Raw genomic sequence first — 15,504 nt, 5'->3', positions numbered from 1 at the left:
CTCCGGTTATTACTTATAAATCTACTCTTTTTTCAACCTTTATCCGTTACTTTCCGGGTACTTAGCCCTATCTTACTACTATATTCTTCCGAATAAAGAAATGGCGGATAAAACCCTTTTTGTAAATTACCAACTTTAAACTACCACTGAATAACTTAATTACAAAGTAGGTTAAAAAAACGTAAGCTCTCTCATGCCGCCTGCCCTTACCAATGCGCAAATTCAGCAATTTATACACGAAGGTTATATTCGTCTGGACAATGCTTTTCCGGAGGAGCTAGCCGCGCAAGGCCGGACTATTTTGTGGCAAGCTATCCCATGTAATCTCAATGATCCTACTACCTGGACGCAACCGGTTATCCGGCTGGGAGATTTTAGCCAGGAACCTTTTAGAAAAGCTGCCAACACCGCCAATCTGCACAGCGCCTTCGACCAATTGGTAGGCAAAGAAGCTTGGGTTCCCCGAATGAGTTTGGGAAGTTTTCCGGTTCGGTTTCCCAGTAACGAAGAGCCTAATGATACGGGTTGGCACGTGGATGCCAGCTTTCCGGGTGCCGACTTAAGGGATTACCTTGCGTGGCGGATAAATGTATTTTCAAAAGGTCGGGCTTTGCTGATGCTGTTTCTTTTCTCAGATGTGAGCGAAAAAGATGCCCCCACCCGAATTAGAGTAGGTTCGCATTTAAAGGTAGCCTGCTTGTTAAAGCCCGCCGGGGAAGCGGGTCTTTCGTTTATGGAACTGGCAAATAAACTGAAGGCTACCGACGGCCTGGAGGAGGTTTCAGCAACCGGGCCGGCGGGTACGGTATATTTGTGTCATCCGTTTATCGTGCATGCGGCTCAACCGCATCATGGTACTAACCCGCGTTTCCTGGCTCAACCGCCTTTGGTACCAACGAAAGATTTTGTGCTGCAACGCTCGGATAATAATTACTCCCCAATAGAAATAGCTATTCGGTTAGGACTTAGGCTAGACTAAAAAATAAGATTTAAATTTTTAATTTACTACCGACAAAAGCACTTTGCTGTGCTAAGCTTTATTTTTAGTAGCAGTACATTGTTTTAGAAAACGAATTGCTCCTAATCATAATCCTTATTAAAAATTGTTTGTTTACTACTCTTTCTCAGCCGTTTAAATATAATTCTTACAAAATAAAGAATGATTTTAGAACACGTTGCTATCTGGACCATTCAATTAGAGACTTTAAAAAATTATTACCAGCAATTTTTTGGCGGCCAACCCAATGAAAAATACCGGAATGAATCCACCGAATTTGAAAGCTTCTTTTTAACTTCTGCTGCGGGAGCCCGGTTAGAGTTAATGACGAAACCTAATTTACCCGATAACAAAAAAGATACGTTAGCCAGTCAGCACCAAGGTATTACTCACTTGGCGTTTGGGGTAGAAACCATGCAAGAAGTAGAAGAAAAAGCAAAAGAATGGCAGCAAGCCGGTTTTCCAATTCTACGAGGTCCCCGGAAAACGGGTGATGGCTATTACGAGTTCGAAACCTTCGATCCGGACAATAACCGCCTGGAAGTAACCACGCTTTTCGTTTCGGGCAATTAATTTCTTGAATTAGCTATATATTCCTGAAAGAAAGCACAAGTGTCCTTCTATTTTTCGCAAGAAAATAAATAAAAAAGCCAAAGCTCACGATGAAAACGTGAATTGTATCCATTTAAATAAAATTCTAATCGCTTAAAAATAGACTTATATATGACCGAAGAATTTGCCAAACATTTTGCGGCGGAATGGGTAGCTTCCTGGAATTCGCATGATTTAGACAGGATTTTAGAGCATTACACAAATGATTTTTCTATTACAACTCCCATGGCTTTAAAAATTATACCCGAAAGTAATGGAGTAGTAGCTGGTAAAAATAAAGTTAGAGCATACTGGGAACAAGGCTTGAAATTAATACCCAACTTGCATTTTGAAATGATAGATGTGTTGGTGGGGATGAACGGCTTAACCATTTACTACCGCAATACCGCTACCGGCCGGAAAACAGTAGAAGTGATGTTTTTTAATGAGCAACAAAAGGTAGAAAAAGCTTTTGCCATGTATTCCTGATTTTTAGAAAACTTCACGGGTGCTCAAATTTTTTCACTCATAATACATTTTAACTTATTCGGGAATAATTCTTATTTCATCTTTTTCTTCAAAATATTGTCCTGAAAAAGATGTCAGAACAAGTTTAGTTAAACAATTAATTCGAAAAAGCATTCAGTCCTCATTTCTAATTCATAATTTCTAATTATAATTTAAGGAAGCGCCAGTCTTTTTGCTTTTCCTTAGTATTTCCGGGTAATCTTTCCTTTTTTGCGTAGGTAATGATTGAGGTAAAGCAGGTATCAAAAAATTTCGGGCCGGTAAAAGCCGTTGATAATGTGTCGTTTTCGGTAGCGGCCGGCGAAACACTTATTTTGCTCGGTACCAGCGGCTGCGGCAAAACGACTACCCTCCGTATGCTGAATAAGTTAGAAGAACCTTCCGCCGGCATTATTACCTTTAATAACCAACCCATCAGCGAAATACCTCCGGAACAATTACGCCGGCGCATGGGCTACGTGCTGCAGCATACCGGCTTGTTTCCGCATTATACCGTTGCCGAAAATATGGCGATTGTACCCCGGTTACTTAAATGGGAATCGCGTCGCATTCAAGACCGGGCCATAGAACTCTTGCATAAACTGCATCTTTCGGAAGAATACCTAACCCTTTATCCCGATCAGCTCAGTGGTGGGCAACAGCAGCGCGTGGGTTTAGCCCGGGCCTTAATGGCCGATCCACCGGTGTTGCTCCTGGATGAACCTTTTGGCGCCCTCGACCCGATTACCCGGGTTCATATCCGGCAGGAGTTTTTACATCTCGACGAATTGAAGCGCAAAACCGTAATTATGGTAACCCACGATATTACCGAAGCTTTTGAACTGGGCGACCGGATTTGCCTCATGCAACAAGGTCGGATAGAACAGATGGGTCTACCAAAAGAACTATTGTTTCAGCCGAAAAGTGATTTTGTCCGCTCTTTTTTAAAAGAACAGCAACTGCCTTTAGAGCTTAAAAACGTAACTCTGGCCGAAATTGGTATCGCCGGAATCCAGAACGTACCGGCTTCCGGGAGTGTTTGGGATGCTTTGGCGCTTTTGCTGCCGCCACCTAACTCTTCGGATTTTACTCCCCCAACAAACGAAAAAACAACAAACAAAAACCCGCCGGCTGCTAACGCGCCGGAAATAAATCAATTATTAAAAGCTTTACAAAACTTCCGGAAAAGCTAATGGCCGCCGAATCATCTACTTTGTTTTCTTTTATGCAGGAGCAATCCGGTAAAATACTGGAGCAAAGCATGACGCATACGGGCCTAACCTTTTTATCCTTACTGCTGGCCGTGAGCATTGGCTTACCGCTCGGAATAATTATCGCCGAAAAGAAAAAATTAGCTGGTCCTATTCTGGGTTTGGCGGGAATTCTGCAAACTATCCCGAGCATTGCCTTATTGGGTTTTCTGATTCCCTTTCTGGGCATTGGCGCTAAACCGGCTATTGCCGCTTTGTTTTTGTACGCTTTATTACCGATTATCCGCAATACCTACACCGGCATTACTTCGGTAAACCCAATAGTAAAAGATGCCGCGAAAGGTATGGGTATGACCAAAATTCAAATTTTACGGCAGGTAGAACTGCCCTTAGCATTACCCGTTATTTTGGCCGGCATTCGTACGGCAACGGTTATTAATGTAGGGGTGGCTACTCTGGCCGCTTATATTGCGGCGGGTGGTTTAGGCGAGTTTATTTTTGGTGGTATTGCTTTAAATAATTCAAATATGATTCTGGCGGGAGCCATACCCGCCGCAGGTTTAGCTATTCTTTTTGATTTTTTATTAGGCCGATTGCAAAATCTTAATCTCCGGAAAGTAAAACGGGTAGTCTGGTTATTGCCGCTTGCTCTATTAATATTAGCTACTTTTTACCTGATTCCGCCCGCTTTCGGCACCAAATTACTCGCCGGATTTACCCCCGAATTTATGGGACGGCAAGATGGATTTTTGGGTTTGCAAAATATTTACAAGTTAAACATCCGGAATGTAGTAATTAGCGATGCCGTGATGTACCAGGCTGCTTACGAAAAAGAACTGGACGTAATTAGCGGTTACTCCACCGATGGCCGCTTAAAAGCTTTTGATTTAATTATTCTGGAAGATGATAAACATATTTTCCCGCCGTACTACGCGGCTCCAATCGTCCGGAACGAAGCTTTAGAACAATTTCCCGCACTAGCCAATATTCTAAATTTGCTCGCCGGTCAGATCAACGATTCCATTATGACCGAGCTTAATTACCAGGTCGATTATTTGAAGCAAAGCCCGGAAACGGTAGCGCGAAACTTTCTACAGCAAAAAAAGCTATGGCGTCCTACCCGCCACGGCACGGGAAAAGTAGTCCGGATTGGTTCGAAGATTTTTGGGGAGCAATACATTTTGGCTAGTATGTATACTCAACTGTTGCAAGGCTATTCTAACTACCGGGTAGAAACCAAAACTGGATTGGGTGGTACTAAAATTTGCTTCGACGCTTTAACTAATAACCAAATTGATTTATACCCCGAATATACCGGCACTGGTTTACTCGTTATTCTGCAGCCTACTCCTACTCAAATAAATCAGCTGGGTACCAGTAAAGAAAAGGTGTATGAGTTTGTGAAGGATGAGTTTAAAAAGCAATACCAAATTACTTGGTTAACTCCTATCGGGTTTAATAACGCTTACGCTTTAATGATGCGCCGGGAACAAGCCGCTACTTTGGGAATAAAAAGTATTACGGATTTAAATCAGTATTTACAAAAAAGTAAATTATAATAATTGATAGGTTTCTATTGTTCAGTTATTCCGTTGAGACTTTTCAAGTCTCAATAAGGCAGTGCGGATGCGGTGGAGCAGTATCCTGTTTGCCTCAGGGCCGGCGGGCCTCGTTTGGCTCTCTCGGGCGGTCTAAGCTTGTTTTCCTCGTTCCTCGGAATGCTCCGCACCACAACCTTAGAAGGCCCTCCACAGCCAAACTGGTGTCAGTTGCCAGTAGCTGCTGCTTTTACTAGAATTTAGGTTTAAGTATGTGGTGGGAACTTGAGCTAATAATTACTAAAACTTACTGGTAAAAAGTGCTTTCTTTGCTTTAAGTTATTTGGTTTTAAGCATTACCTTTTTCTATCCTCTAGGAGGAACCTATTTAGCTATTTACCTATAAACTTTACTTCTGAAAAACAGTTTTTTTTAGTAAACCTTATTATCTCGCGAACGTTCCGCTCGTGAGCTTCATCGTCCGGCCTCCCCGAAATACTTCGGGATTTGCAACTGGCCGATAGAAATTTTACCTGATTGCTTAAAGGAATGGCTATCGGTTTGCCCGACTAGATGCCACCCAGAATTCAGACAAGCATTAAATACCCCCTTAAATTATAATACAGTGAAAGTAGCGTTGCTACTGGCAACTGACACCAGTTTGGCTATGGAGGGCCTTCTAAGGTTGTGGTGCGGAGCATTCCGACGCAGGAGGAAAACAAGCTTAGACCGCCCGAGAGAGCCAAACGAGGCCCGCCGGCCACGAGGCAAACAGGGTACGGCTTCACCGCATCAGCACTGCTCTATTGAGACTGGTACAGTCTCAACGGAAGAGAAGGCAATATTAAAACTACCAACTCTCACACCCATTTATTTAAAAACTGATTAAAATTTTCTTTGTACTGATCACTAACCGCAATCATAGTTTCTCCTATTTGTACCGTATTGCGCGTAATGGCTTTGATTTTATCCAAGGCTACAATAAAAGAACGGTGAATGCGCATAAACCGCCGGGCAGGCAATTTTTCTTCTAGGGCTTTCAGACTGGTTAGCGAGAGCAATGGCTTTGCTTCGCTCTGCAGGTGCACTTTTACGTAGTCTTTTAAACCCTCGATGTACAAAATATCATTAAAAGAAATGCGCACTAACTGGTACTCTACTTTTAAAAACAAGTATTCTTCTTCGGGAGTTGCGGCTGCAGTTGCATTAACCTGGGGCTGAATCAAATCGAAATAAGCTTTGGCTTTGGAGGCTGCCCGCAAGAACTCTTCGTAATTAAAAGGTTTTACTAAATAATCCAGCGCATCTACCCGGTAACTTTCCAGGGCAAATTGATTAAAAGCGGTGGTAAAAATAACGCGTGGGTTTTTACCAGGCTTACCTTTATCCAAGACCCGGGCCAGTTCAATACCCGTTAAATCGGGCATTTGAATATCCAGAAATAAAACATCTACGGGTTGTTCGTGCAAGCCTCGTAAGGCTTCAATGGCGCTGGAGTACCGGCCCACTAATTTCAGAAAAGGCGTTTGTTCAATAAAGGCGCAAACCAGGCCTAAGGCCAGCGGTTCATCATCCACGGCGATACAAGTAAGCATCAGGATAGGTTTAAAGTTAAATGTACCTGGTATTCGTTTTCCGGGGTATTTTCACCGGCGGTTAGCTGGTAATTGCCCGGGTACAGCAAATCCAAACGTCGGCGGGTATTTACCAGGCCAATGCCGGTACTTTCTTCCAACACCAACTTTTTCTCGTTTACGATGGTATTGTTTACGTGTACGCGCAGTTCCGAACCTTGCTGCTCTACCTTAATTTGAATGTGACACGGCAAAATAGTACTTACCCCGTGTTTAAACGCATTTTCGACGAAAGGTAATAACAACATGGGGGCAATCATCACGTCATTTACTGGGTTAGGTTTACAAAAAGCAACTTCTACGTTTTCCGTCAAGCGTAATTGCATCAATTTAATATAATCCTCAATAAATCCGAGTTCTTTGCTGAGCAAGGTAGTGCCGCTGGTGGTTTCATATAAAACGTATCGCATCATCCGCGACAAGGTGTGCAAAGCCTGCCGGGATGAGTCGATATTGATCATGGTAAGGGCATATATATTATTAAGCGTATTAAAAAAGAAGTGCGGATTAATCTGCGCTTTTAAAAAAGACAGCTCGGTACTGGTTTTTTCCTGTTCCAGTAACTGCCGGAGTTGCGCATCTTTCTGCCATTTTTGCACGGTGGTAATGCTGGTGCCAATGGCTAATACCATAATAGTAGAAAATAAAACCCCAATAAGAGAATATAAAGGAGGTCCCATACCCGCTTTCCGAGGTTTGCCCGGATGGAAAGCCTGGTGCATGAGTTCCGGTATATGCAATCCTACTTCAACCAGATAAATTAGAAGAACTACCCCAACAGCCGTTCCAAGAGCAGCTATAAAAAACCACCCGGTTCTATTTGTCAGGAGTAGTTTTGGCACCCACACCTTGGCATTTAAATAAAAAGTCCCCAGCCATGCCCCAAACAATATGGCTTGCTTTATCCAGAATTGGAACGGTAATTTTACTTCTGAGGTAAGCGGCTGAAATAATAACAACAGGAAGGCCAATAAAACCCAAACCAGGATTTGTATAAAAACGGAAATATTTCGGCGAATTAAAGAAGGCATTTATAAGGAGTTAGGAATTCAAAAGATAAAATTCAATTTAAAGGTAAGGATTAAAGAAGTATCTACCCGCGATCCTCGACCATTTCCCCAATCACACCGACCAGCAAGAAATATTTGTCTATCAACTACCTATAATCTGTAATCACTGGGTATCAAACAAGTTTCATAGACCACTTTTAGCCTTTAGTCGGTATTCTCTGGCTTTCTATCTATTCTTTTTTTAAGTGTGCCTTCCTCTTTGTTGCTTTGTTTCATAAATCGCCGGTTAGTGAAATTTATTTACCACCTTATAAGGTTGTGATTTTTTCTGAATCAGGGAGAAACTAATAGATAAAATAATAGCCCCCATCTTATATGAAAAAATTTATTTACACCTTATTACTGGTAAGCAGCGGCTACTTGGCTCAGGCTACAATTACAGGGTACGCAGAGCGGTTTTAAAATGTACTCGTTGGGCATGAAAAAAGATTTTACCGATAAAAAAGGCTGTATTGGTTTAGCCGCCGAAAATTTTGTAATCCGGAGCACGCCGATTAAATCCGAATCTACGTCGCCGTTATTTAACCAAAGCACGAAAATGCGATTGCTTAACTAAGGCGGGAAAGTAATTTTTAGTTATAAAATCGGCAAAATGAGCTTTGATGCGCCGCGCCGCAAAACCCGCTCCGTGAGTAACAACGACATAAAAGGCGATGACTCGGGTAATAGCAATCAGCAAGCCCCTAAAAAATAAAATTTAATTTAAATTAAGTTGCACCGCCAACTCTGGGGAAACAGGAAAAATTAAAATAGCTAGCGCAAGTGCCACTATTTAGGCATTACTGCAAGTTACTCTTATGCGGGGCACATTACATTCCGCATAAAAATCGGGAAGTCTAACTGCCAGCGGGTTACCTGGTAACCGACCTGATAGCACCGGAAGCCGTAACCCGGCAGTTGGATTTTACCCGATGATGGCTTCATAATAAAATTTAAATTCTTGTTAGTAATAATAGCCTGAAATTCAAACAAGAGAATGGATTGAAACAGAAAATTTTAAGACTTAAGGTTTTTAAAAAGCTACTTATTATATTTAGTTAATTTAAGGAGTATTAGACGATTAAAATGAAAAGCATAGCATAAAAAGATGAAAACGAGCAGGCGTAAATTTTTGGCTTTTCTGTCTCCCCTTCCCTTACTGGGTTTATGGGCTTTGTTGCCTAAAATCCGACCGGCTACTTTGCCGCCTACTCCCGCTTGCGACGACCACGATGATCCCACACCTTCCCAAACCGAAGGTCCTTATTTTAAGCCCGAATCGCCGGAACGAAATAGTTTAATGGAAGCGAGTATTTCCGGCACCAAGCTTATTTTAACCGGGCAGGTAGTCAATACTAATTGCCAGCCGGTAGCTAAAGCTTTACTGGACTGGTGGCACGCCGATGACGCCGGCAATTACGACAACAACGGTTTCCGGCTCCGTGGTCATCAATACACCGATAACAAAGGTAACTTCCGGCTAGAGACCATTGTACCGGGTTTGTATACGGGTCGCACGCGACATATTCACGTAAAAGTGCAGGCTCCGGGAAAATCTATTTTAACTACGCAGCTATATTTTCCGGACGAACCGCAAAACCAGCGAGATGGAATTTACAACAAAGTTCTACTAATGGACATTAAACCAATGGAGAAAAATGTACATGCGGGCTTTACTTTTGTGCTCCCGGCCTAAAATTTTGGGCTAATTCCTAAAAAACTATAATAATTTACTAAAAACCAATTAATTTACTTTCGCTTCTTTTTACTTAACCAAATCAAAATTTTTCACTTCAATTAACCACTACTTATGAGAACAATTAAAATTTCTACCTCGATTCTAGCTTTAACTTTACTTATTGGTAGTGCTACTCTTAACGGCACACCGCGTAATCCGGTAAAAAAAGCCACTACTAAAGCCGTTGCCGCTACTACCCTGGAAGCCGATCCGGCCGCTAGTACCATTAACTGGACGGCTAAAAAAGTAGGTGGCCAACATACGGGCACCGTTAAATTATCGAAAGGCAGCTTGCAAGTAAACGGTAAAAAATTAGTGGGTGGTACCTTTGTAATGGACATGACCACCATTACCGACGTGGATATTACGAATGAAGAGTTTAACAAAAAACTAACCGGCCATTTAAAATCCGAAGATTTTTTCTCCGTTGAAAAGAATCCTACTTCTACGTTTAAAATTACCAAAGCAGCGCCCATCGCTAGCACGAAAGCCGGCGAGCCCAATTATACTATTACCGGCGACCTTACTATTAAAGGTATTACCAATCCGGTTACTTTCCCGGCTACCGTAAAAGTGGATGGCGCCAATGCCGAAGCTCTTGCCAAAGTAGAAATTGACCGGATTAAATACGACATTAAATTCCGCTCCAGCATGTTGGGTACGGCCGCTGACAAGATTATTGATGATATATTTGTAATGGACATTAAATTAGTAGCCGGTAAAACTAAAACCGCCAAATTGTAAGGCTATATTTTTAAGTTTCTAGGATTTTCCTGCGAGTTCACTTGGCGGGAGAATACTTAAAACTAAACCTATATCGTTTATTTGCCATTATAAAACAATCGGCCCCAGATAGAATAGCACTATTTGGGGCCGATTGTTTTATATTATTCATGATAGACAACCGCTAAAAGAAATACGTAATTCTGGTTGTACAGGACTTTCTAATATTTTGGTGCCTACCATCTCAAGAAACAAAGAGTAATTTAGTCCCAAAATTGTTTTACACCAACGTAGTTTCGATAAGTACGCCGGCTTCTAGGGTTCGTTGGACGGGACAACGGGAAGAAATATCTTTAAGCCGCTCGATTTGATCCGGGGTAAGATCGCCGGTAAGTTGCAGGGTTTTACTAATAACAGTACGTTTATTTCCTGGAGTTAAGTCGGCTTCTAAACCCGATAGAGTTCGCTGCTGCAAGGTTACCTGGGCTCGTTCCAGGGGCCAGTTCTTGCGTTGCGCATACATTTGCAGCGTAATAACCGTACAAGAGCCTAAGGCGCTCATAATATAATCCATTGGCCCAGGACCGGTATCTTCTCCGGTGGCTACTCCCGATTCATCAATTTTCATGGATTGACTTCCCATCTTAACCGTAGCCACCATTCCGGTACTGCGGTCCGCACTTGCAATTACGGAACTCATTGTTTTTGTTTATAATAGATTTACTTTTGAAAGAAGTATCAGGTTAAAACGGGCGTCCGCTTTAAGCATTCGATTAGCCAACCTGCTACTATTTTAATTAAAATCTTAGTTCCGTACGGCGATCATCAGGCTAAGTTCTTTGTAACGCATATTAAACTTTTTGGCGATCATGGCATTGGTCAGGCTGCCTTTGTAAATGTAAACGCCACTGCGGTAATACTCGTGGGTAAAAAGCGTTTCGTTGACCCCGCCATATTTCGAAATTTCAATAAATATAGGCGTAAAAATATTACTTAAGGCGTTGGTAGCCGTGCGCGGCACCCGCGAGGCAATATTGGGTACACAATAATGAATAATATCGTATTTCCGGAAAATAGGCCGGCTGTGCGAGGTAAGTTCCGAAGTTTCGAAACACCCACCCTGGTCAATACACACATCAATAATAATGGAACCCGGGTTCATTTGCGACACAATGGATTCCGTGATAACCAGGGAAGGCTTGCCTTCTTTCACCGAAAAAGCCCCAATCACCACATCGGCCTGTTTAATCGCGTTGTTTAGTACAGCTCCATCCAGAGTAGAGGTAAATAACTGGGCCCCGATATTTTGCTTTAAACGCCGCAGCTTATAAATATGATCATCAAAAACTTTTACTTCGGCTCCTAAACCAAGCGCCGCCCGGGTAGCGTATTCGGCTACGGTGCCTGCTCCTAAAATAACCACCTGAGTGGGCGGTACGCCGGTAATTCCTCCTAAAATAACACCCTTTCCATCATTACTGGAGCTTAAATATTCGGCGGCTACCTGCATTACGGTACTGCCGGCAATCTCGCTCATAGCGCGCACTACGGGCCGGGTATCCGATTTATCTTTTAAAAATTCAAAAGCAATGGCGTTAATTTTTTTGCGGCACAAGGCATTTATGTATTCGGCGGTAAGGCTACCTTGTTGCAGAGCCGATATCAGGGTTTGACCGGGCCGGAAAGATTCTATTTCCTCGTAAGTAGGAGGAGCAATTTTAAGAATGATATCTGCCTCGTATATTTCATTAGTGGAGTAAACCACCCGTCCGCCCGCTTCGGAGAACTCATGATCGGAATACTTAGAAGGTCCTCCGGCGCCGCATTCTACCCAAATTTCGTGACCTTGGTCTGTTAACTGCCGCACGGCTTCCGGAGTAAGACCCAGGCGATTTTCTTGCAAAGAAGTTTCTTTCGGCAAACCAATAAACAACCGCTTGCGCTTGGTTTCAACCGCCAGCATAGATTCTTTCGGATACAGCGCCCGGCTGGTGGCGTTTAATGCTTCAAAACCCGAAGGAATATGTTCCGTCATAGTAAGATTATCATTTCAACGTAATAGTACGCGCCTCCCCGGCACCAACTTCCAAAGTTACGAGCAAATACGTTTCGGGCAATAACGATTTTATTTTAGAAGGCCATTCAATTAAACATAAGTTCCCGGAATCAAAATAATCCAACACTCCCATCTCTAATGCTTCCTCTTCGCTGTTAATCCGGTAGAAATCGAAATGATACAGCCTTTCCTGCTCCGCAGTTTCGTACTCGTTTACCAGGCTATACGTTGGGCTGCTTACCGCATCCGTTACTCCTTTGGCGGCACAAATAGCTTTGATAAACGTGGTTTTACCGGCGGCCATATCCCCTTCAAATAACCAAATCTTTTCATCGGCGGCAAACCGAATTACTTCGGTCGCCGCCCAGGATAAATCTTCTTTTGAGGTTACGTTTAAAACATAACTATCCGGTTCTGTTTTAAGCATTTTTTGGCGAAAGCGTCACAAACGGGATAATTACTTCTTCCAGCGACACGCCGCCGTGCTGGAAAGTATCTTTATAATAATTTACGTAATAATTAAAATTATTCGGGTAAGCAAAAAAGTAATCTTCTAAGGCAAACACGTATGCCGTTGAAATGTTCTCTTTTGGCAGAAAAATCCGTTCCGGTTTACGTACCACGTACACGTCTTTATCGGTAAAGCCCAGGTTTTTACCGTGTTTATAGCGTAGATTGGTATTGGTATTCCGGTCGCCGATAATTTTAAATGGCCGCTTGCAGCGAATAGTACCGTGGTCGGTGGTAATAATTAATTTTCCTTTTTTCTCCGCGATTAATTTTAAAGTTTCGAACAAAGGCGAGTGCAAAAACCAAGACCGGGTAAGCGAACGATACGCTGATTCGTCGGGAGCCAGTTCGCGGACCATGGTGCTATCGGTACGGGCATGCGACAGCATATCCACGAAATTATACACGATTACGTTTAATTTGTTTTTATCCAGATTACTGAATTTACTCACCAAGTCTTTACCGGCCTGAATATTCGTGATTTTATTGTAACTGAATTTATCTTGAATACGGTTTTGCTGAAACAAGATTTGCATAAATTCCGGCTCCTGCAAATTTTTTCCTTCTTCTTCGTCGTCGTTTACCCATAAGTTAGGATACCTTTTCTGAATTTCCGAAGGCATCATGCCGGCAAAAATAGCGTTTCGGGCGTAGGCCGTGGTAGTAGGCAAAATGGAATAATACATTTCCTCGTTATCCACGGTAAAATAATCGGCAATAATGGGCTCCAGCACTTTCCACTGGTCGTAGCGCAGGTTATCAATCAGCACAAAATAAACTGTCTGGGCACTTTCTTTCATTATAGGAAAAACGCGTTCCTTAAAAAGTTCATGCGACATGAGCGGCCGTTCGTCTACTTCGTCGTTAATCCATTCTTCATAATTATCCATTACAAACTTAGCGAAGTTAGAATTCGCTTCGTCTTTTTGCATGCTGATAACATCGGCCATGCTTTTACCTTCGGTTTCGTCGATTTCCAATTCCCAGCGTACCAGTTTTTTATAGTTTTCGGCCCATTCTTCGTGGCTTAAGCGTTCGCCGAAAGCCATGCCCAAAGTACGGAAATCGCGCTGGTAACTGCTATTGGTTTTTTCGGAAACGAGCCGTTTGTTATCCAGAATTTTTTTAACCGACAATAATATCTGGTTAGGATTGAGCGGTTTAATAAGGTAATCGGCAATTTTGGCGCCGATAGCTTCTTCCATAATGTGCTCTTCCTCACTTTTGGTAATCATTACTACCGGTATAGTAGGTTTAAGCGCTTTAATTTCGGAGAGGGTTTCGAGGCCGGAAATTCCCGGCATGTTCTCATCCAGAAAAACAACGTCGTAATTATTTTCCGAACATTTCTCAATAGCATCCGCTCCGCTGGGAACCGGGGTAATATCGTACCCTTTGTCTTCCAGGAAAAGAATATGTGGCTTCAACAAGTCTATTTCGTCGTCGGCCCATAAAATATTATATCTTTGCATAGTTTTATTTTTAAAACAAATCGTGCTTTTTATTGGTTGGTTGCGGTTGCCAATATAGTTAGCGGCAGCCGTTGGGTTCATTTATTAACAGGAAAAACCGGTAAACGGTTATTATTTCCGTAAAGTAGCGCGGATATTTACGAATCTTTCCAATCCATAATTGCCAACAAACAACGGCCAACCCGATTATCCCTTGAATAAGAAAAAAATTTTTAACGACCCTGTATACGGATTTATTACGGTTCCGTCGGACCTTTTATTCGATATCATCGAGCATCCTTATTTTCAGCGCCTGCGGCGAATAAAACAATTGGGCTTAACGGATTTTGTCTATCCGGGCGCGTTGCATACCCGTTTTCATCACGCTCTTGGGGCCATGCACCTCATGAACAATGCGTTACAAACTTTAAGCAGCAAAAATAACGAAATTTCTGAGAAAGAATGCGAAGCTTCGCTGCTGGCTATTTTATTACACGATGTAGGTCACGGTCCGTTCTCGCACGCCTTAGAAACTTCTATTTTTAAAAATGTAACCCACGAGCAGCTTTCGGTACACATCATGCACCAATTAAACGAGGTGTTTCACGGAAGATTGAGTCTAGCCATTAAAATATTTACAAATGCGTATCCGCGCCGCTTTTTTCACCAGTTAGTGGCCAGCCAGTTAGACGTAGACCGGCTCGATTATTTGAACCGCGATTCTTTTTACACCGGCGTTTTGGAAGGAAAGATTGGCGCCGATCGTATTATAAAAATGCTGAACGTAGCCGATGACCGTTTGGTGGTAGAAGAAAAAGCCATTTATTCCATCGAAAACTTTCTGGTGAGCCGGCGCCTCATGTACTGGCAAGTTTATTTGCATAAAACCGTACTAAGCGCCGAACACATGCTCATTAAACTGGTGCAACGCGCGCGCTTTCTGCATCAATCGGGCGTAGATGTACCCGCCAGCGCGGCGCTTACTTTTTTTCTGGCCGAGAACATATCTTTAGCCGATTTTCAAGCCGAGAATTCTATTTTGCAAAAATTTACCGCGCTCGACGATTACGATATCTGGCAAGGCATTAAAACCTGGTGCGCGCATGCCGATAAAATTTTATCTTTTCTGGCCACCAGTTTACTCGAACGCAAATTATTTAAAATACTTATCTCCAGCAGCCCCTTCGACCAGGAGATGTTGTTAGGCATTGCCGAATTGATTCAGGAAAAATTTAAAGTAAACGAATTTGAAGTGCCGTACCTAATGATTTCGGGTAAGATTAGCAATAACGCCTACGAAGGCCACGGCAAATCCATTGATGTATTAACCAAAATCGGCCACGTAGTGGATGTAGCCGATGCCTCCGATTTACCGAACATTCATGCCCTGAGTACTACCGTAGAAAAGTATTTTGTGTGTTACCCGAAGGAAATTACGCATTGATTTTTGTGTTTAGTACTAATTTAATTGTAAATAAACAACCATTAAATCTATTCGA

16 protein-coding genes are annotated in these 15,504 nt (G+C 42.5%); 9 read left to right on the top strand and 7 right to left on the bottom strand.

Annotated features, from left to right (window positions below):
* The first annotated feature begins 193 nt into the window (after positions 1–193).
* The 5 genes from AHMF7605_RS24180 to AHMF7605_RS24160 all read left to right on the top strand — a co-directional run bounded on the left by AHMF7605_RS24180 (position 194) and on the right by AHMF7605_RS24160 (position 4,865).
* Positions 194–979 carry a phytanoyl-CoA dioxygenase family protein gene (locus tag AHMF7605_RS24180; protein WP_106932541.1) on the top strand — a complete coding sequence of 262 codons (786 nt, stop codon included), beginning with the start codon at positions 194–196 and terminating at the stop codon, positions 977–979.
* 180 nt (positions 980–1,159) lie between these two features.
* Entirely contained in the window at positions 1,160–1,570 is a 411-nt protein-coding gene (locus AHMF7605_RS24175; RefSeq protein WP_106932540.1) for a VOC family protein, read from the top strand.
* Positions 1,571–1,720: 150 nt separating this feature from the next.
* Positions 1,721–2,077: a nuclear transport factor 2 family protein gene (locus tag AHMF7605_RS24170; protein ID WP_106932539.1), complete on the top strand. Its 357-nt coding sequence runs from the start codon at positions 1,721–1,723 to the stop codon at positions 2,075–2,077.
* A gap of 260 nt (positions 2,078–2,337) precedes the next feature.
* Complete coding sequence (locus tag AHMF7605_RS24165; RefSeq protein WP_106932538.1) at positions 2,338–3,288, top strand: ABC transporter ATP-binding protein; 951 nt, start codon at positions 2,338–2,340, stop codon at positions 3,286–3,288.
* Entirely contained in the window at positions 3,288–4,865 is a 1,578-nt protein-coding gene (locus AHMF7605_RS24160) for an ABC transporter permease/substrate-binding protein (RefSeq protein WP_106932537.1), read from the top strand. Before AHMF7605_RS24165 ends, AHMF7605_RS24160 begins: the two co-directional genes overlap by 1 nt.
* A gap of 839 nt (positions 4,866–5,704) precedes the next feature.
* On the opposite strand, the gene AHMF7605_RS24155 is transcribed toward AHMF7605_RS24160, so the two are convergent.
* Together AHMF7605_RS24155 and AHMF7605_RS24150 are read right to left on the bottom strand one after the other, a co-directional pair.
* The gene (locus tag AHMF7605_RS24155) at positions 5,705–6,442 is read right to left on the bottom strand and encodes a LytR/AlgR family response regulator transcription factor (protein WP_106932536.1); all 738 of its coding nucleotides are present in this window, start codon (positions 6,440–6,442) and stop codon (positions 5,705–5,707) included.
* Positions 6,439–7,509 carry a sensor histidine kinase gene (locus tag AHMF7605_RS24150; RefSeq protein WP_106932535.1) on the bottom strand — a complete coding sequence of 357 codons (1,071 nt, stop codon included), beginning with the start codon at positions 7,507–7,509 and terminating at the stop codon, positions 6,439–6,441. The genes AHMF7605_RS24155 and AHMF7605_RS24150 overlap by 4 nt, the downstream gene beginning before the upstream one ends.
* Before the next feature lie 457 nt (positions 7,510–7,966).
* On the opposite strand from AHMF7605_RS24150, the gene AHMF7605_RS29945 reads away from it, so the two are divergent.
* Complete coding sequence (locus tag AHMF7605_RS29945; RefSeq protein ID WP_158267607.1) at positions 7,967–8,104, top strand: hypothetical protein; 138 nt, start codon at positions 7,967–7,969, stop codon at positions 8,102–8,104.
* A gap of 239 nt (positions 8,105–8,343) precedes the next feature.
* Here AHMF7605_RS29945 and AHMF7605_RS30850 read toward each other — a convergent pair whose 3' ends face one another.
* Positions 8,344–8,472, bottom strand: a complete 129-nt coding sequence (locus AHMF7605_RS30850; protein ID WP_262512365.1) for a hypothetical protein — start codon at positions 8,470–8,472, stop codon at positions 8,344–8,346.
* A gap of 163 nt (positions 8,473–8,635) precedes the next feature.
* On the opposite strand from AHMF7605_RS30850, the gene AHMF7605_RS24145 reads away from it, so the two are divergent.
* Complete coding sequence (locus AHMF7605_RS24145) at positions 8,636–9,223, top strand: dioxygenase family protein (protein ID WP_106932534.1); 588 nt, start codon at positions 8,636–8,638, stop codon at positions 9,221–9,223.
* Between the two features lie 114 nt (positions 9,224–9,337).
* Positions 9,338–10,009, top strand: coding sequence for a YceI family protein (locus AHMF7605_RS24140; RefSeq protein WP_106932533.1), 672 nt, complete (start codon positions 9,338–9,340; stop codon positions 10,007–10,009).
* Positions 10,010–10,268: 259 nt separating this feature from the next.
* Here AHMF7605_RS24140 and AHMF7605_RS24135 read toward each other — a convergent pair whose 3' ends face one another.
* The 4 genes from AHMF7605_RS24135 to porX form a co-directional block, all read right to left on the bottom strand.
* The gene (locus tag AHMF7605_RS24135; RefSeq protein ID WP_106932532.1) at positions 10,269–10,688 is read right to left on the bottom strand and encodes an OsmC family protein; all 420 of its coding nucleotides are present in this window, start codon (positions 10,686–10,688) and stop codon (positions 10,269–10,271) included.
* A 105-nt stretch (positions 10,689–10,793) separates the two neighbouring features.
* Complete coding sequence (locus tag AHMF7605_RS24130) at positions 10,794–12,023, bottom strand: alanine dehydrogenase (protein ID WP_106932531.1); 1,230 nt, start codon at positions 12,021–12,023, stop codon at positions 10,794–10,796.
* Between the two features lie 10 nt (positions 12,024–12,033).
* A complete protein-coding gene (gene tsaE, locus AHMF7605_RS24125) occupies positions 12,034–12,471 on the bottom strand; it encodes a tRNA (adenosine(37)-N6)-threonylcarbamoyltransferase complex ATPase subunit type 1 TsaE (protein WP_106932530.1) in 438 nt (145 codons plus the stop codon).
* The gene (porX, locus tag AHMF7605_RS24120; protein WP_106933601.1) at positions 12,464–14,026 is read right to left on the bottom strand and encodes a T9SS response regulator signal transducer PorX; all 1,563 of its coding nucleotides are present in this window, start codon (positions 14,024–14,026) and stop codon (positions 12,464–12,466) included. Before porX ends, tsaE begins: the two co-directional genes overlap by 8 nt.
* 193 nt (positions 14,027–14,219) lie before the next feature.
* Here porX and AHMF7605_RS24115 point away from each other — a divergent pair, with 193 nt between their 5' ends.
* Complete coding sequence (locus AHMF7605_RS24115) at positions 14,220–15,449, top strand: HD domain-containing protein (RefSeq protein WP_106933600.1); 1,230 nt, start codon at positions 14,220–14,222, stop codon at positions 15,447–15,449.
* The last annotated feature ends 55 nt before the right edge of the window (positions 15,450–15,504 follow it).

Origin of the sequence: Adhaeribacter arboris, assembly GCF_003023845.1 — a bacterium.
In the GTDB taxonomy this organism is placed as follows: Bacteria; Bacteroidota; Bacteroidia; order Cytophagales; family Hymenobacteraceae; genus Adhaeribacter; species Adhaeribacter arboris.
This window is presented reverse-complemented; position numbering and strand designations above follow the sequence as displayed.

Coding starts and splice junctions, on each gene's coding strand:
- AHMF7605_RS24180 (WP_106932541.1), top strand. CDS start 194: ATGCCGCCTGCCCTTACCAATGCGCAAATTCAGCAATTTATACACGAA.
- tsaE (WP_106932530.1), bottom strand. CDS start 12,471: ATGCTTAAAACAGAACCGGATAGTTATGTTTTAAACGTAACCTCAAAA.
- porX (WP_106933601.1), bottom strand. CDS start 14,026: ATGCAAAGATATAATATTTTATGGGCCGACGACGAAATAGACTTGTTG.
- AHMF7605_RS24160 (WP_106932537.1), top strand. CDS start 3,288: ATGGCCGCCGAATCATCTACTTTGTTTTCTTTTATGCAGGAGCAATCC.
- AHMF7605_RS29945 (WP_158267607.1), top strand. CDS start 7,967: ATGAAAAAAGATTTTACCGATAAAAAAGGCTGTATTGGTTTAGCCGCC.
- AHMF7605_RS24140 (WP_106932533.1), top strand. CDS start 9,338: ATGAGAACAATTAAAATTTCTACCTCGATTCTAGCTTTAACTTTACTT.
- AHMF7605_RS24170 (WP_106932539.1), top strand. CDS start 1,721: ATGACCGAAGAATTTGCCAAACATTTTGCGGCGGAATGGGTAGCTTCC.
- AHMF7605_RS24150 (WP_106932535.1), bottom strand. CDS start 7,509: ATGCCTTCTTTAATTCGCCGAAATATTTCCGTTTTTATACAAATCCTG.
- AHMF7605_RS24165 (WP_106932538.1), top strand. CDS start 2,338: ATGATTGAGGTAAAGCAGGTATCAAAAAATTTCGGGCCGGTAAAAGCC.
- AHMF7605_RS24175 (WP_106932540.1), top strand. CDS start 1,160: ATGATTTTAGAACACGTTGCTATCTGGACCATTCAATTAGAGACTTTA.
- AHMF7605_RS24135 (WP_106932532.1), bottom strand. CDS start 10,688: ATGAGTTCCGTAATTGCAAGTGCGGACCGCAGTACCGGAATGGTGGCT.
- AHMF7605_RS24130 (WP_106932531.1), bottom strand. CDS start 12,023: ATGACGGAACATATTCCTTCGGGTTTTGAAGCATTAAACGCCACCAGC.
- AHMF7605_RS24145 (WP_106932534.1), top strand. CDS start 8,636: ATGAAAACGAGCAGGCGTAAATTTTTGGCTTTTCTGTCTCCCCTTCCC.
- AHMF7605_RS30850 (WP_262512365.1), bottom strand. CDS start 8,472: ATGAAGCCATCATCGGGTAAAATCCAACTGCCGGGTTACGGCTTCCGG.